The following is a 20,200-nucleotide window of genomic DNA, read 5'->3' on the forward strand; positions in this document are numbered from 1 at the left end:
GCCGCGCGCCGGTCAGCATTCCTTCAGTGGACGACCGTGTTCGCGGGGCGCACGATCTCGCCCGTATCGATCAGATCTTCGAGAAAGAACGGCTCCGTGTTGAGCAGTTGAGTGACACCGGGCTCGCCCGCGTACCACGCGACCATAGCCATGTCGCCCAGAATTCGCATCACGATGCCGCGTGCGCCCTGAGGCACGGCAATATGGACGGAGCGGACAATCGAACCGATTTGCATGATGAATCCCCGTTTCCGTGCCGGCTGAGGATAAAACGCCGGTCAAATATTTTCACCAAGCACAGGCTTTTCACGGCTCGTGCACCAGACAACCTGCCGCGTCATTGTTGCGCGACGCGCAGCACACACGGCTTCCATGAACGATTGTGTTCTTACTTTAGCGCATCGCGGCGCGTGAGCGCGATGCCCGCCGATATCATTTGTTGCCATTGGATGACGTTTTTCGGCATTAAGTTGTGTCCTGCGGCACATGTGACCGATTTCTGTATCGGGCAAAACCCTAAGGATCGGCGTATCTTTAGCGGTTTTGGGCCGCGAACGTGGGCCGACAACTTTGAACCAGATCAGAATAATCCTCTCTGGTCGACACGGAGACCCTGGTTGTGAATGCATCGCCGGCGCCGCAGCGCACCGAAACTGAAGCTGATTCCATTCCCTATCTCGAGCGCGGCTCGCGCGCTTACTGGCGCGCAGCGCTGGCCTTGTTGTTCGCGGGCTACGCCACGTTCTCGCTGCTCTATTGCGTGCAGCCGCTGCTGCCGGAGTTCACCAAGGCGTTCGGCGTAAGCCCGGCGGTGAGCGCGCTTTCGGTCTCGGTGAGCACGGCGGCGCTGGCAGTGGCGATTTTCATCGCCGGATTCGTTTCGGAGAGCTGGAGCCGCCACCGCTTGATGACGATGTCGCTGCTCGCATCGTCCGTTCTCACCATGATCGTCGCCGCGCTGCCGAACTGGCACGCGCTATTGATCGTGCGCGCGCTGGAAGGCTTCGCGCTCGGCGGCGTGCCGGCCGTGGCAATGGCATATCTCGCGGAAGAGGTGCACCCCGAAGGCCTGGGCCTTGCGATGGGGCTCTACGTCGGCGGCACCGCGATAGGCGGCATGGCGGGTCGCGTGATCAGCGGCATCCTCGCCGATCTGTTCGGCTGGCGTATTGCGATTGGAGGAATCGGGCTGCTCGGGCTTTTCGCGACGCTGGCATTCCGCTCGTTGCTGCCGCCATCGCGGCGCTTCAAGCCAAGACGCGGCGTTGGTTTCCATCATCATCGACGCTCGCTTGCCGGACATTTGCGCCACGGCGGATTGCCGTTTCTGTTTCTCATCGGCTTCGTGCTGATGGGCAGTTTCGTCACGCTCTACAACTACGTGGGTTATCGGCTGCTCGGCGCGCCGTTCCGGCTCAATCAGACGCAGATCGGCGCGATTTTCACGGTTTATCTCACCGGCGTGGTCGCTTCGCCGTGGTCGGGCAAACTCGCCGATGTATTCGGGCGCGGGCGCGTGCTGATCGCGAGTTTGCTTTTGATGATGCTCGGCATCGCGATGACGCTTTCGGGTTCGTTGCCGGTGATCATCGGCGGAATTGCCTGCCTGACGTTCGGCTTCTTTGCCGGGCATTCAGTGGCGAGCGGCTGGGTCGGACGACTCGCCGCGCAGGCAAAAGGACAAGCGGCGGCGCTATATCTGCTTGCTTATTACCTTGGATCGAGCTTGATCGGCTCGTACGGCGGCCACTTCTGGACGGCGTTCGGCTGGCCTGGCGTGGCTTCGCTGATCGGCGCTTTGCTGCTGGTCGGAATGGCGGGCGCGGTTTATCTGAATGTGCGCGAGCGGAGTGCTTAATCGTCATTATTCCGTGAGGCGATTTTGAAAGCCCGTTGAAATATGAGGGAAGTAAGGGTTTTTCCGCGTCTACTTAATAATTCCGTTTGCAAAGCCTTGTTTCAATTAGCTTGGTGCAATGCAATAGTTTTCAGGCGCACGAATATAGGCCGACACGGCGATTCGACCGGCCTATACTCGAAGCGTCGACGCGACGAATTATCTCGAGCGCGCCGCGACAAGAGCTTGAAGCTGGAAGAAGGGAGACGCACCATGACGACTTACTTCACAATCGGCGATTTCATTCTGATTATCCCGATGGCGCTCGCTGGCGCCTTATTCCTCGGCGCCATTCCCTGCGCAACGCATTTCAAGAACAACGCCTTGCGCGTATTCGGCGCGCTATTGGGCGTGCTGGTTGCGTTCCTGCTCGTGGAAGGACTGCCGGCGCTGGTTTAGGCGCGGCGGGCGGATGCGCTTTAATCAGCACGTCCCGCCGCTGATCGAAACCCGGTACGGCTTTAATGCCGTCAAGCCGGGTTTTGTCTTTTCAGGCGCAAACATTACGCGCCGTCGAACGAACTATATTCAAACCAGATATTCGCCGAGGAACGTCAAGGTGCGGCCGTGCGCGAGCGCCGATGCCTTCGCGTTATACGAAGCGCGATCGCCGCAATTGAAGCCATGATCGGCGCCCTGATAAAGATAGAGTTCCGAATCCGAACGGCCCGCAAAACGTTCGCGCACGCTGGCGACTGCATCGGAAGGAATATGCGCGTCTAGTTCGCCGTAATGGAATTGAATCGGTGTTTTGATTTTGTCGGCCTGATCGAGCTGATTCTGAATGCCGCCCCCGTAATAGGCCACGGCGAGATCGACCGAACCCTGCGCCGCCGCCAGATAAGCGAGGCGTCCGCCGAAGCAGAAGCCGATGGCCGCGACCTTGCCCGTCACTTCGGGCAACGCGCGCAATGCTTGGGCGGCCGCGCCGACGTCGCCGACGGCTGCATCGAGATTGGTCTTTTGCAGCAGTTCCATCGCCTTTTCGCGATCCGCGCCGTCGTAACCCAACTCCACGCGTGGTTGCGTGCGCCAGAAAACGTCCGGTGCAAGCGCCACGTAGCCATCTGCCGCATATTGATCGGCGACGCTGCGAATATGCGCGTTCACGCCGAAGATTTCCTGCAGGATGATCACAGCGGGTCCGGTGCCCGTCTTTGGCAGCGCGAGATAGCCCTGGAAGCTGCCGCCATCGGCGGGAATGTCGATCCAGCGGGAAGTGGTGGAAATGGTCATGTCGTTGCTCCTTTAGCTCGATTGAACATGCGCGTTTGAGGCGGCTGTGTGCGTTGATTCGCCAGCCTCGGACCGCGTTGGCGAGTGAGTGTGCCAGCTTTCCCTTTCAGACGCCTGAGCGCACCCGGGCCGCGCTGGCATGACCTTTGACGGAAAAAGGATTTTTAGAGCGGCTGGTCTAAACACTTGGCGACTTAGCGGCTTTAAAAACAGGCTAATGAAGCGAGCGCGCGGGATTATCGGCAAACGGCCGCCGCTCTTGAAGCGCGCTAAACCGGCACACGTCCGCCCCTTGGAAACCCGCATGAACAGGGCGTCTTCACGGAACGCCACCACAAACGCCCGCGCTTCTCAACTGGCCTTTAATCGGTAGTCACACCAGTATCTTAAAAAACTTCCCTAATTTAATTTGACACCCCTACACTTGCGCGCAGTGCGGATGGCGGCCGCCAAAAATGGCCAGCCAGAAGGACTTGCCAAGTGCATGACGATGCATCCGGCGTGGTCGTCCACGGGACTGAGCGATCGTGATGAAAGACGGGGCACAGGGCGATTACGTTGTTTTTGGGACCGAAACTGGAGACTTACATGAACACCAAGCTTCACAAACTGTTGCCGATCAGCGCTGCAGCCGTGCTGTTCGCTACGTTGGCAACATCCGCAGCAGCCGACCAGGTCGTCAAGATCGGTCACGTCGCTCCGCTGACCGGCGGCATTGCTCACCTGGGCAAGGATAACGAAAACGGCGCGCGGCTCGCAGTCGAGGAAATCAACGCGAAGGGTCTCACCATCGGCGGCCAGAAGGTCACGCTGGAACTCGACGCGCAGGATGACGCGGCCGACCCGCGTACCGCCACGCAGGTTGCACAGAAGCTGGTCGACGACAAGGTTGTCGGCGTCGTCGGTCACTTGAACTCCGGTACGTCCATCCCGGCATCGAAGATTTACAGCGACGCGAGCATCGTTCAGATTTCGCCGTCGGCCACGAACCCGACCTACACGCAGCAAGGCTTCAAGACGACGTATCGCGTCGTCGCGACCGATGCTCAACAAGGCCCGGCGCTCGCCAACTACGCCGCGAAGCAATTGAAGGTGAAGAGCGTCGCCGTGGTGGACGACTCGACCGCCTACGGTCAGGGTCTCGCCAACGAGTTCGAAAAGACCGCGAAGGCACTTGGCCTGAAGGTCATTTCGCACGATGCGACCAACGACAAGGCAGTCGACTTCCGCGCGATTCTGACGAAGATCAAGGGTGAGAACCCCGACGCGGTGATGTACGGCGGCATGGACGCAACCGGCGGCCCGTTCGCGAAGCAAGCCAAGCAGCTCGGCCTGCGCGCGAAGGTTCTCGCAGGCGACGGCGTCTGCACGGAAAAGCTGGCCGACCTGGCTGGCGACGCAACCGACAACATCGTCTGCTCCGAAGCCGGCATGGCGCTCGAAAAGATGGAAGGCGGTCAGGCGTTCGCGGCGAAGTTCCAGAAGCGCTTCGGTCAGCCTATCCAGATCTACGCGCCGTTCACGTATGACGCGGTGTATATCATCGTCGACGCGATGAAGCGCGCAAACTCGACCGATCCGGCGAAGATCGTTGCCGCCATGCCGAACACGGACTACAAGGGCGTGATCGGCGAGACGACCTTCGATTCGAAGGGCGACCTGAAGCACGGCGTGATCTCGCTGTACGACTACAAGAAGGGCAAGAAGAGCTTGCTGGACGTTGTCAAGATGTAATGACGGCGGGCCTTCGGCTCCAAGAAACGCGCGGACTTCAAAGGTCCGCGCGTTTTTTTATATCTTGAGGCGCTTGAGGATCTTCGGTCCGATCAGCGCGATCAAGGCGCAGCAAGCCGCGACCACGCACAACCCGATGGGCAATGTGCTGATTTGCGCGACGCCGCCAATCAGCACCGGTCCGAGCAGCAAGCCGAAATAGGCGAGGCCCGCGACCTGCGCGAGCCCTTCCGCCGCCGTCACGCCCTCCACGCGCGCCGCGGCCGCGAAGAGCACCGGCATCATGTTGGCGAGGCCGAGGCCCATCAGTGTGAAGCCGGTCAGGGTCACGACCGCGTTCGGCACGACGAGCGCCATCACCATGCCGATAAACGCGAGTCCCGCGCTGCCGAAGATCAATTGCGGCGCGCCGAAGCGAGCGCGCACGGCATCGCCGCCAAAGCGACCGGCCGCCATGCCGCCCGAGAACGCGGCATAAGCGGCGCTTGCGACCGAGGGCGTGGCGAGCACGACGTCGCGCATGTACACGGTGGCCCAGTCGTACATGGCGCCCTCCGCGATCAACGCAACGAGCGCCATGCCGCCCAGCGCCCAGAGCGCGCCCGAGCGCCAGCGATTCGACGACGACGATTTCGCGTGTTCATCGTGATGCGCCACGTGCGGCAGCACGTAGGGCATCGACACGAGCAAGACGATCAGACTGACGCCCGAGACAAGAGCGAGATGCGCGGCAGGCGCAAGACCGTGCGCGAGCAACGCGCCGCCGACCGCCGCGCCCGCCATGCCGCCCACGCTGAACATGCCATGCAGCGACGACATGATCGGGCGCTCGAGCGCTTCTTCGACGGCGCTGGCCTCGGCGTTCATGGCGACATCGAGTGTGGCCATGCCGAAGCCGAAAAGCGCCAGCACGATGAGCAGCATCCAGAAAGCCGGGACGACTAGAATCAGCGCGCCGCAGCACATCATGGCGAGGCCGCCCGCCATGCAGGCCATGCGCGTGCCGGCTCGCGCGATCCACGGACCGGCTGTGAGCATGGCGAAGATCGAGCCGCCAGCGACGGCGAAGAGTGCGAACGACAGCATGCCGGGACTGAGCGCGAACTTGTCGCGCACGGTCGGCACATGCACGCCCCACGAGGCGTACATCATGCCGGCGATGAAGAACACGGCCATCGTCGAATAGCGGGCGCGCTTGCGGGCGGCGGCCGGGAGGCTGCGATGCAAGGCTTGCATCGGATTTGACTCGCGGGAGGCGGAAAGAGAGGTCGAGTCGGACACGAAAGAACAGTTTGAAAGAGTGATGCGAACGCAGGACAACCTTGCAGATTGCCTCATTTCGCGGGAGCTTTCGATTCTATCGAACGGCTAGCAGACACGCTCGATGCCCGTGCTTTACCATCGGTCGCATCAAACTCGAATAATCAAAAAGGAGATTCATGCATATCCCGTCGCAAGCGCCTTTGCATTTGCTGCATCGCATGCCAGAAGGCACGCTCGCCACGCAGTCGCGAGACCCACGCGGTTTTCCTTATCCAACCGCGTTGCCTTTTGCGCCGACCGCTCACCATACGCCAATGTTGTTGATCAGCCAGCTCGCCGAACATACACGCAATCTTCAGGCAGACGGACGGGCCGGTTTTCTGATTACTCACGCGGCGGAAGGGCGCGTTCTCGAAGGACAGCGATTGACCATGCTCGGTACATTCGCGCCCGCGCCGCTTGCGCAATATGAAGAACTGTCGCGTCGTTATTTGCGATATCACCCGGACGCGGGGCGTTACTTGGAGTTGGGTGATTTCTCGTTCTGGCTGATGTCGCTGGAACGAATGCGATTTATTGGCGGTTTTGGTGCAATGGGATGGCTGCGCGCAGAAGATTTGGATGATCTGCAGCCGGTTTCTTCCGCCGATGAAGTCGCGCTCTGCAAGATTTTCGATGCTTATAACGCTCGGCCGGCGAATCTTGCATTATTAGGGATAGACCGGTACGGATGCGATTTGCTGCGCGACGGCACACGCAATCGTTTTACCTTCGATAAGCCGAAACTTAACGGGGACGAATTGAGGACCGCGCTAATCGATTGCATCGAGCGGCAAAGCTAGGCAGCATTCATTAACCGGATGGCAAAAAGACAGCTTACTATGAGGAACGGCTGCATCTAAACTGTCATCCGGTGAAATATTTGCCCAAAGAGCGTCGACGGCATTTCATTGTGCGCCAATTTTTCACGATTAACGACGTCTATTCCTTACTACTTTCCCGAGAGGTGCTACGGGCGAGAAGCGAACAGACGGCCCATTGTTACGAGGAAAGCCGCTGAAACTCAATTTAAGTGGCAATGCGCACATGCCGCCTTAATCCGATATGTGTTAATCTGCGTGCCATCCGAGGCTTTATCGAAAACGTAAAGCGGGCGACAGACTCGTAATTCAGCAAACCACTCAGGAAATTGCCATGCCTTCATACAAGGAACTTCTCGCGCAGCGCGAGTCTCTGGAACGTCAGATTGAAGAAGCGAAGTCGCGTGAATACGCCGAAGTGCTCAATGAGATCAAGCAGAAAATGGCGGATTACGGCATCACACTTCAGGAACTAGCCGGTGGTCGAGGCGCTAAGACTCCGAAGGCATCCCGTGCCCGTAACGGCGTTGCACCGAAATACCGTGACCCGGAAAGCGGTAGCACGTGGTCGGGCCGCGGTAAGCCGCCGAAGTGGATTGCGGGACAGGACCGCGATAGCTTTCTGATTGGCAGATAAGTCGGGCCAGATTTCAGTGAAAAGAGCCGCGCTTAGAACGCGGCTTTTTTCCGACTAGCGAGTTCGCACGCGTAACGGCACGTGTTAATGTCGCCGTCTGTGCTTTTTCCCCGAGCGAAGAGCGCATTGAAAGCGCGAAGCCAGGCACGGCGTTAAGATTTATCGACATACATGTTTGGCTTAAGGCAAATTACATGTCGCTTTCGACGGCCCGTGCCAAGGAAAAGCAGGACGTTGCGCGGACGACTACCTGGACCAGCATTGCGCTCAACTGCGTTTTAAGCACGGCGCAACTCACGGTGGGTTTTATTGCCCATTCTCAAGCGCTGCTCGCGGACGGCGTCCATTCGCTATCCGATCTGGTTTCCGATTTCATCGTTCTAATTGCCAACCATCGTTCGGCGGCAGCGCCGGATCACGATCACAACTACGGTCATAGCCGTTATGAAACGGTAGCGTCGTTATTCCTCGGCGGATTGTTGATTGCAGTCGGTGCGGGAATGTTATGGCGCGCCGGCACGCGAATTCTAAACCTGGACGATATTCCCCCCGTTCACGCCAGCGCGCTGGTGGTTGCGTTAATCGTCCTCGTATCGAAAGAAGCCTTGTTCAGATATATGCTGCGCGCGGCAGAACGCGTGCGCTCGGCATTACTCGTGGCCAACGCCTGGCATGCACGTTCGGACGCCGCTTCGTCACTCGTCGTGGCGCTTGGAATTATTGGCAGTCTCGCAGGACTTAAATTTTTCGATCCGATTGCCGCCGCACTGGTCGGTTTCATGGTCGGCAAAATGGGCTGGAGTTTCGCGTGGGATGCGCTCCAGGATTTGTCGGACCGGGCGCTCGATCAAACCGCCGCCGCTGATTTACGCGCCATTTTGCTCGGCACGCCCGGTGTGCGTGAAGTCCACGAATTACGTACTCGGAAAATGGGCGAAATGGCAATCGTCGACGCGCATATTCTCGTCGATCCGCGTATTTCGGTTTCGGAGGGGCACTTCATTGCCGAATCGGCGCGTGCGCACGTAATGACCGATCCGCGCGTGATCGATGCGCTCATTCACGTCGATCCGGAAAGCGACGCGCTCAACCCGCTGCCCGGCAATTTCCCGTTGCGGTCCACTGCAATGGACGCCGTGCGCGCCGCTTTCGGTGCAGAGAGCTTGCCAATAGAGGAGTTGAATCTGCATTACCTGAGCAGCGGTTTCGATATCGATATTGTTTTGCCAGCGCATTTACCAGATCAATTAGGCGAAGACGCGGCGGCGCGCCTTGCCCGAATCGATATCGATGCCCTCAAGCGAAAGCTTGGCGCGCACGAGTTACGCGTAACCCATGCGCTTCGAACGACGCGTGACGCGCCCGTTCGACCTTGATATTCAGAGTGGCAGTTGAGTATCGAACTTGATTTCGCGCAGCACGACGCTCGTGCGAACCTGCGCCACGGCCGGAATCTTGAAGATGCGCTCGTGCAGGAACGCGTCGTATGACTTGATGTCGGGCGCCACGATCTTGAGAATGTAGTCGGATTCGCCCGTGGTGCTGTAGCACTCGGTCACTTCCGGACAGGTGGCGATCTCGCGTTCGAACTGTTCGACGCCGCCTTCGGTGTGCCGCGTCAAATGAATATGCGCGAGCGCGCAGACGTGCAGGCCGAGCTTCTCCCGGTCGAGGAGGGCGGTGTAACGCTGGATGACGCCGGACTGCTCCATGTCCTTGATACGGCGCCAGCAGGGCGTACTCGAAAGCCCGACCTGATCCGAAATTTCCTGAACGGACCGCCGCGCGTCGAGTTGCAGGAGACGCAGGATTTTTTGTGAAAATGTATCTAGAGTCAACTGCGCCTCCATTCGGTCGCGATCTGACCTAATGTTAGAGGCGCAGAAAAAGAAACGCAATGCAAAGCGGCCGCACTGAGGTAGTTTCCCTAACTCACTGGCCTGTCGGCGCGTTTTTACCTTCGACGATGCTTTCAGTTTCTTCCGCAGTGGCTTGTGTGGCGGCCTGCGAGGCACGAAGCTCCGCCAGCATGTTGCAAAAGAGCGCGCCCTGCTCGATAGCGTCATCGAGCGCGACGTGCGTATGCGGCAGGTCGTCGAACCAGTGCTTGGGCAGACGCGGTTTGATCGCCTTCCGATACGGCAAGCCCGTTATCGCAAAAGCCAGTGTCTTGATGTCGAGCGCGGACCACGAAAAAGGACAGCGTTCGGCGAAGCGCATCATGTACCAGAACATATAGGTGAAGTCGAAGCCTGCTGGATACGCCACGAACACCGGTTTGCCGGGCAGGGCCTCCACCCATTCGACGTACTTGACGAGCGCGACTTCGGGCTTTTGCAGATCGATACGGCACGCGGCCCAAGCCTCAGGCTGCGTCTTCCACCATGCCGCTTGAACAGGATGCGGCGCCGCGCCTTCGAGCGTTTCCAGATTCGCCGAGAACGTGCTGACGAGCTGTTTGTCCGCCGTGAACGCGGCCGACGCGAAACTCAGCATCGAGTGCGGACCGGGAATGGGACCGTCGGCTTCGACATCCGTGCTGACATAGATTTCGGGAATGGCGTTCATGCGCTGACTCCGTCGCCCACATAGGGATTGGAGCGGCGTTCCTCGCCAAGTGTCGATGCAGGTCCGTGGCCCGGCACGAAGGTCACGTCGTCGCCGAGCGGCCAGAGCTTCTCGCGGATGGAGCGGATCAATTCGGCGTGATTGCCGCGCGGAAAATCGGTGCGACCGATGGAGCCGGCAAACAGCACATCGCCGACGAGCGCCAGCCGATGCTCGCGGCTGAAGAACACTACGTGTCCGGGCGTATGACCGGGGCAAAAATAGACTTCCATGCTTTCCTCGCCGAACTGCACGGTGTCGCCGTCTTCGAGCCATCGCTCGGGCGTGAAGGCTTCGGCATCCGAAAAACCGAAGCGCTTGGATTGCGCGGGTAACTGGTCGATCCAGAACGCGTCTTCCCGATGCGGTCCTTCTATGGTGACGCCGTAGTGTTCCGCAAGTGCTTTCGCGCCGCCGCAGTGATCCAGATGACCGTGCGTCAGCAGCACTTTTTCGACCTTCGCGCCTTGCCGCTCGACCTCGGCAATGATGCGCTCGATGTCGCCGCCGGGGTCGACCACGGCGGCGCGCTGCGTCGTCTCGCAGATTACGATGGTGCAGTTTTGCTGGAACGGCGTCACGGGCACAAGAATGACTTTCATAAGACTCTCACCGGGACGAAGTCGCGTGTAAAAAGGTGCATTGTACCGGTGCCGGATCACGCTCGCGTCAGCCTCCATAAAGGCCCGGAGGCCGCTTCCAGAGCTGCAATTCTTACGGTCATAGCGAAAATCAATGACGAAATATGCAGTCGGAGGAGCCGGACCCCCGTTTTTTTGTATAATGACGACACTTGTGCATGGCTTTGACCATGCCGTCAATGGACAAAAGTCTGAACGCTAGTGCGTTTTTACAATTGTTATCAGTACGCTGTTGGGGGCTGAAAGCCTCGTAACTGCAACTCAAGCACCGTCATTTGGTGCACACGTCTTGTCCGGTCAGGCGCCGCGCGTCTGTCAGACGGCCTTAGCTGCCGTCGCACCGGATGGGGCCTACGCCGCCGTTCCTGCGCTGAAACAACGTCTCATAGCGCGCGAACCGTTGTCATGTTCGATGGCGGCACGTGGGGTCTGGTCAGGCTGCCGGGGACAGGCTGCGCCAGACGTGAACAATAACCGGGCTTTGCGGCAAGAGTACGCCGCATCCGAGCATCAGTTCGCCGTTCGCTGGTTCGAACGGCGTCCTGCTTTGCGCGGCTTGCCTTTCGAGCAGCCTTGCGCGCGCTTCCAGTGCGGCGCGGCCGCTCTACAAACAATGAAGACACGCCTATGAATGCTCGATATCTTCGACATGTCGGTAGCTTGCTAGCCGTCGCAGTACTGGCTGGCTGCGCCGCGCCGGGTTCGGGCGACATCGCGTCTAATCCTCAGACAACAGCTACCGCTAGCACGACGAGTGCCCGCTCCACCGCACCGCTCGCATTCGACAACAACCTGAGCTCCGTGCCTGCTCCAAAGCAAGCACAGGGCGAGTCGCTGGCCAACGCGCAGCCGATTACCAGCGGCCCGAACGTCGGCGAATTCGAGCAGCAGGGAAAGGCTTCCTGGTACGGTCGCCTGTTCCACGGCCGCAAGACGGCCAGCGGCGAGAAATTCAACATGAATGCGATGACCGCCGCTCATCGCACGCTGCCGCTGGCTTCATGGGTGCGCGTGACGAACGAAGCGAATCACAAGACGGTGGTGGTTAAGATCAACGATCGCGGACCTTACGTGCGTGGCCGCGTGATCGATCTTTCGTATGCGGCTGCATCGGCGCTGGACATGAGCAGCAGCGGCACGCAAAAGGTGAAGATCGAAGGACTGACGCAGCAGGAAGCGCGGGCGGCGCGCGAGCAGTCGCAGTCGCTGGCGGATGACGGCGTGAACTGAACCTGCGTCTGATCCATGAAAAGGCCGTCATCGCGACGGCCTTTTTTCATTCTTCCGAGCGTTTGCTGAGTATCAACGCGCGTTCGTACAAGACGTTGCGCGATGCGCCCGAGAGCGTTGCCGCGATGCGCGCCGCGCTCTTCACGGACAACTCTTCGAGCAGCGTGGTGAGCAGCTCGTCGTTGGCATCGTCCGATGCTTCTTCCTCCGGTGCGCCCTGCACCACAAGCACGAATTCTCCGCGTTGCCGGTTGGCATCTGCTTCGAGCCACGTTGGCCCTTCGGCCAGGGTGCAGCGATGAAGGCTCTCGTGTAACTTCGTCAATTCGCGTGCGATCAGCATTTGCCGCCCGCCGCCGAGCGCTTCACCGAGCGCGCGTACTGTTTCCACGATGCGATGCGGCGCCTCGTAAAACACGAGCGCCATTGAGTGCTTGCTCAGCGTGCGCAGTTGCGCGGCGCGTTGTTTGGGTTTCGACGGCAGGAAGCCGATGAACGAGAAGCCGCTGACCCACGCGCCGGCCGCGCTCAACGCAGTGGTGAGCGCGCTTGCGCCCGGCAAGGGGATGACGGGAAAGCCCGCGTTGCGCACGACATCGACGAGACGTGCGCCTGGGTCCGAAATGCCGGGCGTGCCCGCGTCCGACACGCACGCGATGCGCTCGCCGTTCTTCAGATGCTCGATCACGCGTTCGGCGGCGCTGCGTTCGTTATGTTCGTGCACGGCGATCGACGGCTTCGAGATGCCGTAGCGGGCGAGCAGTTGCGAGGTGTTGCGCGTGTCTTCGGCGGCGATGCGATCGACGAGACCGAGCACGTGCAGTGCGCGCACCGTGATGTCCGCCGTATTGCCGATCGGCGTGGCGACCACATAGAGCGCGCCCGTCGGATAGTGCTGCCCGTCGGCTAATTCGGAGATCTGAAGCATGAGCGCGGGCGTCGAAGGAAAGACTGCTATTTTGCCACGCGTGCAAGCGCTCAACGCTCGACAACTTTTGAGGAGTGCCTGTGTCCAAATCGCTCGGCGATGTTTTCGAAGCGCGCGCGCTCGAGTACCTGCAAAGGCAGCGCATGAAGCTCGTCGCGCGCAACGTGCGTTGCCGTGGCGGTGAGATCGATCTCGTCATGTCCGATGAACGCGGCGCGCTCGTGTTCGTCGAAGTCAGGGCGCGCGCGAGCCGCCGGTTCGCGGATGCCGCCGCGAGCGTCGATGCCAGAAAGCGCGAGAGGATCGTGCGCGCCGCGCAGTTTTATCTGACGAAGTGGCGCGGCGCGTTGCCCGCGTGCCGCTTTGACGTGATCGCCTTCGATGCGGGACGCATTCGCTGGGTGACGGATGCATTTCGTGCCGACGGCACTTGATGTTGAGGTGTGCCGCGGCATGCATGCGGTAAACTGCGCAGCATTCACACGCAACAACCGCCGCCGCCGCGGCCGATAATCGAGAGTCGATGTCAGTCGAACGCATTCAACAGCAATTCCGCGACAGCGCGGCGCTCACGCTCGAAGCACTCGATGTGCTGGCGGTCCCGATCGCGGCGGCAGTCGACACGCTGTTCAGCGCGCTCGCCAACGGCTCCAAGATTCTCACATGCGGCAACGGCGGTTCGGCCGCCGACGCGCAACGTTTTGCCGCGCAACTCATCGGCCGCTTCGAGCGCGAGCGTCCCGCGTTGCCGGCCATTGCGCTGACGACCGATACATCGATACTCACGGCAGTCGGCAACGACTACGCCTTCGAACAGATCTTTTCGCAGCAGGTTCGTGCGTTGGGACATGCGGGCGATGTCCTGCTTGCCATCAGCACGTCGGGCAACTCGGTAAACGTGCTCGCGGCGATTCAGGAAGCGCACGAACGCGAGATGATCGTGATTGCGCTAACGGGCAAGGGCGGCGGCGTGATATCCGAAGTGCTCATCGACACCGACATACATATCTGCGTGCCTTCCGAGCGGACGGCGCGTATTCAGGAAGTCCATCTGTTGACCATTCACTGCCTGAGCGACGGCATCGACGCGATGCTGCTGGGCGACGACTGAACACAAAGGGGAAAACGAGTTGATGAACAAGACACGCGTGAAGGCGACGCTGGCTAACGCCACGTTGGTGGTGAGCATGTTGTCGGGTGTTGCGTTGACACTGCAGGGCTGTGCGCTCGCGGTGGTCGGTGCGATGGGCGGCGGCACCTTGATCGCCACCGATCGCCGCACGCTCGGCGCGCAGACCGAAGATCGCGAGATCCAGGTGAAGGCGCTATCGCGGATTAACGAGAGCGTGCCCGACACGGCGCATGTCAATGTCACCGTGTTCAACCGGCGCGTGCTCTTGACAGGCGAAGTACCCGACGATGCCTCGAAGCAGAAGGCCGAGTCTGTCGCGCACGACATCAACAACGTGGGCAGCATCGTCAATGAACTGTCGGTGCAGGGCGCGAGTTCTATTTCCTCGCGCGCCAACGACTCGTACCTCGAAGGCCGCGTGAAGACCGCGATGGTCGGTGAGAAGGACTTGCGCGCGAATTACTACAAGGTCGTGTGCGAGCGGAGCATTGTGTATTTGATGGGCCTCGTCACGCCGGATGAAGGCGCGCATGGCGCGGATGTCGCCGCGCGCGTGCCGGGCGTCGAACAAGTGGTGAAGGTGTTCCAGTACATCAAGCCGGAAGAAGCCAAGGCGCTGGAGGCGGCGGCGGCATCGGATGCGAGCGGCGTCTCGGCGGCGAGTGCCCCGGCGCCTGAGGCCACGGTTGGAACGGTGCCGGATTCATCGGTGACATCGCGTCCGCTGGATCAGCAGACGCCCGCGCCCGTCAAGAATTCGGATGTTCATCCGGGAAGTGCGGCTCCGGCGCCAGTGGGTAAGTGATGATGCGACTGCGTGGTTGTGTCGTGGCGGGTTTGCTTTTGAGTGTATCGGCCTTGGTTCATGCGGCGGATCAGCCTATATCCGCCGCCAATGCGATGGCGATTGCGCGCAGCAATGCGTGCATGGGATGTCACGCGGTGGATCGCAAACTCGTTGGGCCGTCGTTTCAACAAGTGGCGGACAAATACAAGGGCGATGCATCCGCGAGCGCGAAGCTTGAAGCGAAAGTGAAGAAGGGTGGCGCGGGCGTGTGGGGATCGATACCGATGCCTTCGCATCCTTTGATGAACGATGCGGACATCAAGACCGTGGTCGCGTGGGTGCTGGCGGGAGCGCCGCAGAAGTAAGCTGGTGGCGGCTCGGGCTTGCGTTTCGTCGAGATGCTTGTGATACACTTTTACTTCGTTGGGGGGGTAGCTCAGCTGGGAGAGCGTCGCGTTCGCAATGCGAAGGTCGGGAGTTCGATCCTCCTCCTCTCCACCAAACAACACTCCTAGCAAGTCCAATGATGTCCCGAAACCCCGCAGCCAGTAAGGCTCGCGGGGTTTTTTTATTCCAATGTCATCCGGTAACATCCTGTGTCATCCTCGGCCATTCGGGGGGCTTTTTGGGGGCATTCCAAGACTCCAGTTTGTCGATGCCCCCATCCAGGATTTTGCAGGCCTCAAGGGCGGCCTAAGGCAAGAGGACCGCCCGCGGGTTGGCACAGTCTTCAGTGTCCGGATGGCAAAAGCGTTTGGAGATTTTCTGTCGCCTAGGATGGCGAGGCGTGATTCGCGCCCAGACTGACGGACACATTCAGAGGGCCGCGAAATCGTCGGCGCCGTCGGGAATCGTCAGGATCACATCGCCCCTAAGCGGCCATTTCTCGTGTCGTCTGTATTTGAACAATGCGGCGACCGCCGGGCGGCACGAATATGCCTTGCGTTGCTTGCGGCGGGGCGACATGTCCAAGTCCAAATGCGTTGCGACATGTGGGTAGCGTGCTGCCACGACTGTAGCGGTCTCACATACTGGAATACCGAATTGTTCTAAGGCATCACCGGCCAACCCTTGACGAATGAATGGTTTTTCGCCGAAGCTGGCAATCCGCTTTTCGTATGAGAAATAACCGTGTCGTTGACGGATATCACCATAAAAAATGCGCGCCCCAGAGAAAAGGCATATCGAATCACCGATGGCGCGGGGATGTATCTTGAAGTCACCCCTTCGGGTGGCAAGCATTGGCGCTTTAAATACCGTTTCTTCGGTAAAGAAAAGCGACTTGCTCTCGGGTCATACCCGCTCGTCTCACTAAAGGAGGCCCGCCGGCGTCGTGACGATGCTCGCCGCTTGCTGGCTAATGGCATCGATCCGGGCATAGAGCGTCGTATTCAGAAAGCAGCTGCTGTCGCACATTCGGCCAATAGCTTCGAAGTTGTTGCCCGTGAGTGGTTCGCTCGACAGGCTCCAACGTGGGCGAAGTCGCACGCCGATAAGGTCATTGCTCGTCTCGAAAATGACGTTTTTCCGTGGCTAGGCGGCCGGCCAATCGCTGACATCTCCGCGCCTGACGTCCTCGCTGTTCTCCGCCGCGTGGAGAAAAGGGGAGCCTTGGATACGGCTCATCGTGTGCACCAGAACTGCGGGCAGGTGCTTCGCTACGCCATAGCGACAGGCCGTGCATTGCGAGACGTGTCTGCCGATCTGCGCGGAGCTCTCGCGCCGGCGCACCACGTGCACTTTGCGTCGATCACTAACCCGCAAGAGGTCGCTGAGCTCTTGCGAGCGCTTGACGGTTTCCAAGGCACATTTGTTGTGCAATGCGCCCTTCGCCTCGGACCGTTGCTTTTCGTTCGGCCGGGAGAGCTAAGAACCGCACAGTGGAAGGACTTCGATCTCGAACGCGCGGAATGGCGCTATAACGTCTCCAAGACAAGGACAGACCATCTCGTTCCGCTTTCCGCTCAAGCGGTGAACATCCTCACCGATCTTCGTGCGCTCACTGGGCATCGACAGTTTGTGTTTCCTGGACGCGACCCACGTAAGCCGATGAGCGGCGCGGCGGTCAATGCGGCGCTCCGGAGACTAGGCTATGACACAAGAACCGAAATTACAGGGCATGGGTTCCGAGCGATGGCCCGAACGATTCTTCATGAGCAGCTCCGCTTCCCGTGCGAAGTGATCGAGCACCAGCTCGCCCATAGAGTCGCCGACAATTTAGGAACGGCTTATAACCGGACGAAATTCATCGACGATCGCGTGCGGATGATGCAGGTTTGGGCAGACTATCTTGACGAGCTTAAGGCAGACGCGCCCGATGCGATTAACGCGACAAGCTAGCCTCATCGCAGCTATGCGTGAGCATGCCGATGGACTTCATCGACTATCGCTATTGGGTAGCGCTCGACAAGTGGACCGTGAGGGAAGCGGCGCTTCTGCTTGATACAAAGAATCCGCATCTGCACCCTAACTTCGACTATCGATCGAAGGCACGTCAACCAGAATACGAAACAGCAAGGCAAATTGCCGTAGTCATCAAACGCACGAATTGGGGGCGGCGTTATGGGATTTGCAAATGGGAGGTCAAAGAGGATCCTATCTACATTTGCGACGCGGTTAGGCGCGCCGGTTTTAGATTGCCACAATCGTTAATCCGTGAACTCGCGAGGCGAGAATCGCGTGATGAGCTACGAGCGACACCAAGATTCAGCAAAGAGGATGAGAGCAAAAGCGCAGCGACGAAGGAGCGTCACGCGATGCTCAAGCTAATAATCGGGCTGGCAATGGGCGGTTACCGTATGGATCCCGACGCCCCTCGCAATCTGCACGCGAAGGAAATGCGGATCGATCTCGAGCGTGCGGGCGTATCGCTTGACGACGCAACAATAAAGAAGTATCTCGATGAAGCACGCCGCCTGAGGAGGTCGATTCTTGATGGTGCGCAGTCAGACTAAACCTAACTCAGCAGGGCATATGCGACGACTGTCGTATATCGGGGCCTTTTTGCTCTCGCACATCGGGGACGGGTTATCTTAAAACTCTGCCGGACGTTTAAGAAAAGCGTCCGGCACGGTGAACGACTATTTTTGATCCGGCTCCGGTTCGGGCTCACCGACATCAGGAACATCGCCAGGAGTCGGGCCGGGAGCCGGCGCGTCAGGAGGTGTTGAAGGGACAGCAGTCGGGTCGATCGGATCTGACGACATCGCGGTTCTCCAGTGGTGACGCGCAACGATTGCGCGATAACCTTACCGCAATGACTATTCCCAAACGACAAAAAACGCGCCGAACCCGTTTCAGCGCGGTGATTCGGCGTCGTGACATCATCAGCGTGGCACCCGGTTCAATCGGCCTTGAGCTTATGCGGCTTGGGGGGAGTCTGAACTTTACTGTATTCAAATTCAGGGGTGTCTTTAAGTGCCTGTTTTGTCGCGCCTGCAAGATAAAAATTGCCGTTGCGAGTATCGAGAGAAGTAATGGGCACGGCGACGTCATGGGTTGCCACGCCCAAAAAACCGCCTGCCGCGATCACGGCTGCGGACACCGTAGCGTCGGTCGTGACAACGAGATCCTTGATCGAGCCGATTTTTTCATTCTTGTCGTTGTACACCGCTTTTCCAAGGATGCTCTTCTTCGCGCTCCAACCTTCAAGCAATGCCTTGGATTGTTGAACAGTAACGCTAAGCGGCTGAGTACCAGCGACTTGTGCATGAGCATTGATGCACCCAGCGCTAAGAACTACGGCGAGAGCGACGCGGTGAAGCTTTCTCATGGTGGACTTCCTTGGAATTGGGAGTCCCTGCTGGGGCAAGAAACGGACCTGCTGCAGGCCGTCTCGCGCTAGTCAGGATGTGGCGTCGCTGTTGATAAAACTGCTTTGGTCGCATCTCTTTTACGGACGACCCGCTGATCAACCAGTAGAAGTTTTCCCATGCTGAGCCTGCACGATCGAATAATACAAAACTGAAATGCAGGTAGCTCAACGGCTGCCGCGCAGCGGCTGAATCGTGGCGAAGCCTCGCTCAATCTCGCTCATGCGGTCATCGAGTAGCCCCTACGCTTATCACATAGACGATTGCGTCTGTATCTGCACGCATCTCGACCAGAGCCTCAGTCAACAAGTTGATGCACTAGCACATCTCGGCTCAAAGCCTTGCTGCCGATAGATCTGCATCCGAATTCGGATGAGAGTCGTGTTGGATTAGGACAAGTCCGAGACTAGTGGCGCGATTCTTTGACGTGCGTGCCGGATGAGCCGGAACCACGCATCCGAAAAGAGGTATGGCTATGACATTTCAGACTCCCCAGGCGATCTTGCGTCGAAAGCGCGTAGAAGAGTTGACCGGCCTTTCGCGGTCAACGATCTACGCCCGGATCAACAAGAAGACGTTCCCTGCGCCTATTGACCTCGGCCCCCGTTCGGTTGGTTGGCGAATCGGCGACATCGAGGCTTTCCTCATTGCGCCGTCTACCTATCGGGCGGAGGAGTGAACATGCTGAAAAAAATCATTTTTGAGCGGAGCTTGCTAGCGTTATTGCCGCGCGCGAAGTTCGAGTCGCGCTTTCGTTTGCACTTTGAATCCGACGGAGTTGGCAGGGCAGTTTTCGGCACTACGCGTTGTCAGGGTGAAATCAGTTGTCATGCACAGGACTTTGTTGGTGGGCGACGTTGGCTTGGTAAAAAAATGGCCGGCACAATAGCCGGCCAATCAAGAAACCCCGATAGCGATCCTAAGCCACCGTCCTCAGCCGCGCCATCGGTCCAGTACGAAAATGCAACCAGCTTGACGAAATCTGATCCCGTCGTCTATCCTTTGAAGCGCGGGAGGAGACACCTTCCGCTCGGGTTTGACAGCTCGAACTGTACAAGGCGGATAACCGCCGACCGGCGGTATTTTTTCGTCCGCAGCCTTGCGTTCGCCTTCAATGGCCGGGCCTTGGCGGGGGAGCGTTCGCGCTCGCCGGTTTCCTTGTACGCCGGTCTGTCAACCCTGCCTAGTGCCTGGCCACCCCGTTTGACAGCGGGAGCCAGGTTCGTTGAACCTGTACAAGGAGGCCGCGCCATGCGCCCCGCTATTCCCGCTCGTCCTGAGCGAACACAATCCCCGCTTCAAATCCAAATCATCAATCGCGCCCTGCGCGACGCGGCCCTTGCACCCTCCGCGAACGATGCGCTCGACTGCTGCGCCGAAGCGTTGCTGCATCTCGCTGAACTCGCCCGCGCCGAGGTGCGTCATGACTAACGTCA

General features: G+C 59.2%; 24 protein-coding genes and 1 tRNA gene. 16 read left to right on the forward strand and 9 right to left on the reverse strand.

Annotation, left to right across the window (positions count from 1 at the left end):
• Window positions 1-23: 23 nt before the first annotated feature.
• A complete protein-coding gene (locus NCT03_RS14285) occupies window positions 24-236 on the reverse strand; it encodes a hypothetical protein (protein ID WP_244826684.1) in 213 nt (70 codons plus the stop codon).
• 383 nt (window positions 237-619) lie between these two features.
• On the opposite strand from NCT03_RS14285, the gene NCT03_RS14290 reads away from it, so the two are divergent.
• Complete coding sequence (locus tag NCT03_RS14290; RefSeq protein ID WP_250466272.1) at window positions 620-1,858, forward strand: MFS transporter; 1,239 nt, start codon at window positions 620-622, stop codon at window positions 1,856-1,858.
• Between the two features lie 252 nt (window positions 1,859-2,110).
• The gene (locus tag NCT03_RS14295) at window positions 2,111-2,296 is read left to right on the forward strand and encodes a hypothetical protein (protein WP_244826686.1); all 186 of its coding nucleotides are present in this window, start codon (window positions 2,111-2,113) and stop codon (window positions 2,294-2,296) included.
• A 129-nt stretch (window positions 2,297-2,425) separates the two neighbouring features.
• Here the strand turns inward: NCT03_RS14295 and NCT03_RS14300 are convergent, their stop codons facing one another.
• Window positions 2,426-3,127, reverse strand: coding sequence for a dienelactone hydrolase family protein (locus NCT03_RS14300; RefSeq protein WP_250492895.1), 702 nt, complete (start codon window positions 3,125-3,127; stop codon window positions 2,426-2,428).
• 594 nt (window positions 3,128-3,721) lie between these two features.
• Between NCT03_RS14300 and NCT03_RS14305 the strand changes: the two genes are divergently transcribed.
• A complete protein-coding gene (locus NCT03_RS14305) occupies window positions 3,722-4,867 on the forward strand; it encodes a branched-chain amino acid ABC transporter substrate-binding protein (protein WP_244826687.1) in 1,146 nt (381 codons plus the stop codon).
• 57 nt (window positions 4,868-4,924) lie between these two features.
• Here the strand turns inward: NCT03_RS14305 and NCT03_RS14310 are convergent, their stop codons facing one another.
• Complete coding sequence (locus NCT03_RS14310) at window positions 4,925-6,103, reverse strand: MFS transporter (protein WP_250492876.1); 1,179 nt, start codon at window positions 6,101-6,103, stop codon at window positions 4,925-4,927.
• Window positions 6,104-6,306: 203 nt separating this feature from the next.
• On the opposite strand from NCT03_RS14310, the gene NCT03_RS14315 reads away from it, so the two are divergent.
• From NCT03_RS14315 to NCT03_RS14325, 3 genes are all read left to right on the forward strand, one after another.
• On the forward strand, window positions 6,307-6,972 hold the full coding sequence (locus NCT03_RS14315) for a HugZ family pyridoxamine 5'-phosphate oxidase (RefSeq protein ID WP_250492877.1): 666 nt from the start codon (window positions 6,307-6,309) through the stop codon (window positions 6,970-6,972).
• A gap of 352 nt (window positions 6,973-7,324) precedes the next feature.
• The gene (locus NCT03_RS14320; RefSeq protein WP_244826690.1) at window positions 7,325-7,627 is read left to right on the forward strand and encodes an H-NS histone family protein; all 303 of its coding nucleotides are present in this window, start codon (window positions 7,325-7,327) and stop codon (window positions 7,625-7,627) included.
• Window positions 7,628-7,821: 194 nt separating this feature from the next.
• Window positions 7,822-9,003: a cation diffusion facilitator family transporter gene (locus NCT03_RS14325; RefSeq protein WP_250492878.1), complete on the forward strand. Its 1,182-nt coding sequence runs from the start codon at window positions 7,822-7,824 to the stop codon at window positions 9,001-9,003.
• A gap of 3 nt (window positions 9,004-9,006) precedes the next feature.
• Here the strand turns inward: NCT03_RS14325 and NCT03_RS14330 are convergent, their stop codons facing one another.
• The 3 genes from NCT03_RS14330 to NCT03_RS14340 all read right to left on the reverse strand — a co-directional run bounded on the left by NCT03_RS14330 (window position 9,007) and on the right by NCT03_RS14340 (window position 10,836).
• Window positions 9,007-9,477, reverse strand: coding sequence for an Lrp/AsnC family transcriptional regulator (locus NCT03_RS14330; protein WP_244826692.1), 471 nt, complete (start codon window positions 9,475-9,477; stop codon window positions 9,007-9,009).
• Window positions 9,478-9,559: 82 nt separating this feature from the next.
• A complete protein-coding gene (locus tag NCT03_RS14335; protein ID WP_250492879.1) occupies window positions 9,560-10,195 on the reverse strand; it encodes a 3'-5' exonuclease family protein in 636 nt (211 codons plus the stop codon).
• A complete protein-coding gene (locus NCT03_RS14340) occupies window positions 10,192-10,836 on the reverse strand; it encodes an MBL fold metallo-hydrolase (RefSeq protein ID WP_250492880.1) in 645 nt (214 codons plus the stop codon). The genes NCT03_RS14335 and NCT03_RS14340 overlap by 4 nt, the downstream gene beginning before the upstream one ends.
• Before the next feature lie 666 nt (window positions 10,837-11,502).
• Here NCT03_RS14340 and NCT03_RS14345 point away from each other — a divergent pair.
• Complete coding sequence (locus NCT03_RS14345) at window positions 11,503-12,105, forward strand: septal ring lytic transglycosylase RlpA family protein (protein WP_250492881.1); 603 nt, start codon at window positions 11,503-11,505, stop codon at window positions 12,103-12,105.
• Window positions 12,106-12,151: 46 nt separating this feature from the next.
• Here the strand turns inward: NCT03_RS14345 and rsmI are convergent, their stop codons facing one another.
• Window positions 12,152-13,033 (reverse strand): 16S rRNA (cytidine(1402)-2'-O)-methyltransferase, encoded by an 882-nt coding sequence (gene rsmI, locus NCT03_RS14350; RefSeq protein WP_250492882.1) that lies wholly within the window; start codon window positions 13,031-13,033, stop codon window positions 12,152-12,154.
• A 74-nt stretch (window positions 13,034-13,107) separates the two neighbouring features.
• Here rsmI and NCT03_RS14355 point away from each other — a divergent pair, with 74 nt between their 5' ends.
• The 5 genes from NCT03_RS14355 (at window position 13,108) to NCT03_RS14375 (ending at window position 15,453) form a co-directional block, all read left to right on the forward strand.
• Entirely contained in the window at window positions 13,108-13,467 is a 360-nt protein-coding gene (locus NCT03_RS14355; RefSeq protein ID WP_244826696.1) for a YraN family protein, read from the forward strand.
• 89 nt (window positions 13,468-13,556) lie between these two features.
• Window positions 13,557-14,144, forward strand: coding sequence for a phosphoheptose isomerase (locus NCT03_RS14360; protein ID WP_244826697.1), 588 nt, complete (start codon window positions 13,557-13,559; stop codon window positions 14,142-14,144).
• Between the two features lie 22 nt (window positions 14,145-14,166).
• Window positions 14,167-14,970 carry a BON domain-containing protein gene (locus tag NCT03_RS14365; protein WP_250492884.1) on the forward strand — a complete coding sequence of 268 codons (804 nt, stop codon included), beginning with the start codon at window positions 14,167-14,169 and terminating at the stop codon, window positions 14,968-14,970.
• Window positions 14,971-14,972: 2 nt separating this feature from the next.
• Complete coding sequence (locus tag NCT03_RS14370) at window positions 14,973-15,317, forward strand: c-type cytochrome (RefSeq protein WP_250492896.1); 345 nt, start codon at window positions 14,973-14,975, stop codon at window positions 15,315-15,317.
• Between the two features lie 60 nt (window positions 15,318-15,377).
• Window positions 15,378-15,453: transfer RNA gene (locus NCT03_RS14375), tRNA-Ala, on the forward strand.
• A 315-nt stretch (window positions 15,454-15,768) separates the two neighbouring features.
• Here NCT03_RS14375 and NCT03_RS14380 read toward each other — a convergent pair.
• Window positions 15,769-15,918 (reverse strand): hypothetical protein, encoded by a 150-nt coding sequence (locus tag NCT03_RS14380; protein ID WP_250466282.1) that lies wholly within the window; start codon window positions 15,916-15,918, stop codon window positions 15,769-15,771.
• Between the two features lie 165 nt (window positions 15,919-16,083).
• Between NCT03_RS14380 and NCT03_RS14385 the strand changes: the two genes are divergently transcribed.
• Together NCT03_RS14385 and NCT03_RS14390 are read left to right on the forward strand one after the other, a co-directional pair.
• A complete protein-coding gene (locus NCT03_RS14385) occupies window positions 16,084-17,292 on the forward strand; it encodes a tyrosine-type recombinase/integrase (protein WP_250466284.1) in 1,209 nt (402 codons plus the stop codon).
• Window positions 17,293-17,321: 29 nt separating this feature from the next.
• On the forward strand, window positions 17,322-17,906 hold the full coding sequence (locus tag NCT03_RS14390) for a hypothetical protein (protein ID WP_250492885.1): 585 nt from the start codon (window positions 17,322-17,324) through the stop codon (window positions 17,904-17,906).
• Window positions 17,907-18,295: 389 nt separating this feature from the next.
• Here NCT03_RS14390 and NCT03_RS14395 read toward each other — a convergent pair whose 3' ends face one another.
• The gene (locus NCT03_RS14395) at window positions 18,296-18,724 is read right to left on the reverse strand and encodes a PRC-barrel domain-containing protein (RefSeq protein ID WP_250466288.1); all 429 of its coding nucleotides are present in this window, start codon (window positions 18,722-18,724) and stop codon (window positions 18,296-18,298) included.
• A gap of 515 nt (window positions 18,725-19,239) precedes the next feature.
• Here NCT03_RS14395 and NCT03_RS14400 point away from each other — a divergent pair.
• Together NCT03_RS14400 and NCT03_RS34390 are read left to right on the forward strand one after the other, a co-directional pair.
• Entirely contained in the window at window positions 19,240-19,443 is a 204-nt protein-coding gene (locus NCT03_RS14400) for a helix-turn-helix transcriptional regulator (RefSeq protein WP_350030014.1), read from the forward strand.
• A gap of 2 nt (window positions 19,444-19,445) precedes the next feature.
• Window positions 19,446-20,195 carry a hypothetical protein gene (locus NCT03_RS34390; RefSeq protein WP_502800372.1) on the forward strand — a complete coding sequence of 250 codons (750 nt, stop codon included), beginning with the start codon at window positions 19,446-19,448 and terminating at the stop codon, window positions 20,193-20,195.
• The last annotated feature ends 5 nt before the right edge of the window (window positions 20,196-20,200 follow it).

The sequence above is a fragment of the Caballeronia sp. GAWG1-1 genome, from assembly GCF_023631465.1.
Taxonomy (GTDB): domain Bacteria; phylum Pseudomonadota; class Gammaproteobacteria; order Burkholderiales; family Burkholderiaceae; genus Caballeronia.

Coding starts and splice junctions, on each gene's coding strand:
- NCT03_RS14315 (WP_250492877.1), top strand. CDS start 6,307: ATGCATATCCCGTCGCAAGCGCCTTTGCATTTGCTGCATCGCATGCCA.
- NCT03_RS14360 (WP_244826697.1), top strand. CDS start 13,557: ATGTCAGTCGAACGCATTCAACAGCAATTCCGCGACAGCGCGGCGCTC.
- NCT03_RS14335 (WP_250492879.1), bottom strand. CDS start 10,195: ATGAACGCCATTCCCGAAATCTATGTCAGCACGGATGTCGAAGCCGAC.
- NCT03_RS14380 (WP_250466282.1), bottom strand. CDS start 15,918: ATGTCGCCCCGCCGCAAGCAACGCAAGGCATATTCGTGCCGCCCGGCG.
- NCT03_RS14400 (WP_350030014.1), top strand. CDS start 19,240: ATGACATTTCAGACTCCCCAGGCGATCTTGCGTCGAAAGCGCGTAGAA.
- NCT03_RS14330 (WP_244826692.1), bottom strand. CDS start 9,477: ATGGAGGCGCAGTTGACTCTAGATACATTTTCACAAAAAATCCTGCGT.
- NCT03_RS14325 (WP_250492878.1), top strand. CDS start 7,822: ATGTCGCTTTCGACGGCCCGTGCCAAGGAAAAGCAGGACGTTGCGCGG.
- NCT03_RS14370 (WP_250492896.1), top strand. CDS start 14,973: ATGCGACTGCGTGGTTGTGTCGTGGCGGGTTTGCTTTTGAGTGTATCG.
- NCT03_RS34390 (WP_502800372.1), top strand. CDS start 19,446: ATGCTGAAAAAAATCATTTTTGAGCGGAGCTTGCTAGCGTTATTGCCG.
- NCT03_RS14345 (WP_250492881.1), top strand. CDS start 11,503: ATGAATGCTCGATATCTTCGACATGTCGGTAGCTTGCTAGCCGTCGCA.
- rsmI (WP_250492882.1), bottom strand. CDS start 13,033: ATGCTTCAGATCTCCGAATTAGCCGACGGGCAGCACTATCCGACGGGC.
- NCT03_RS14295 (WP_244826686.1), top strand. CDS start 2,111: ATGACGACTTACTTCACAATCGGCGATTTCATTCTGATTATCCCGATG.
- NCT03_RS14310 (WP_250492876.1), bottom strand. CDS start 6,103: ATGCAAGCCTTGCATCGCAGCCTCCCGGCCGCCGCCCGCAAGCGCGCC.
- NCT03_RS14395 (WP_250466288.1), bottom strand. CDS start 18,724: ATGAGAAAGCTTCACCGCGTCGCTCTCGCCGTAGTTCTTAGCGCTGGG.
- NCT03_RS14365 (WP_250492884.1), top strand. CDS start 14,167: ATGAACAAGACACGCGTGAAGGCGACGCTGGCTAACGCCACGTTGGTG.
- NCT03_RS14390 (WP_250492885.1), top strand. CDS start 17,322: ATGGACTTCATCGACTATCGCTATTGGGTAGCGCTCGACAAGTGGACC.
- NCT03_RS14285 (WP_244826684.1), bottom strand. CDS start 236: ATGCAAATCGGTTCGATTGTCCGCTCCGTCCATATTGCCGTGCCTCAG.
- NCT03_RS14340 (WP_250492880.1), bottom strand. CDS start 10,836: ATGAAAGTCATTCTTGTGCCCGTGACGCCGTTCCAGCAAAACTGCACC.
- NCT03_RS14305 (WP_244826687.1), top strand. CDS start 3,722: ATGAACACCAAGCTTCACAAACTGTTGCCGATCAGCGCTGCAGCCGTG.
- NCT03_RS14320 (WP_244826690.1), top strand. CDS start 7,325: ATGCCTTCATACAAGGAACTTCTCGCGCAGCGCGAGTCTCTGGAACGT.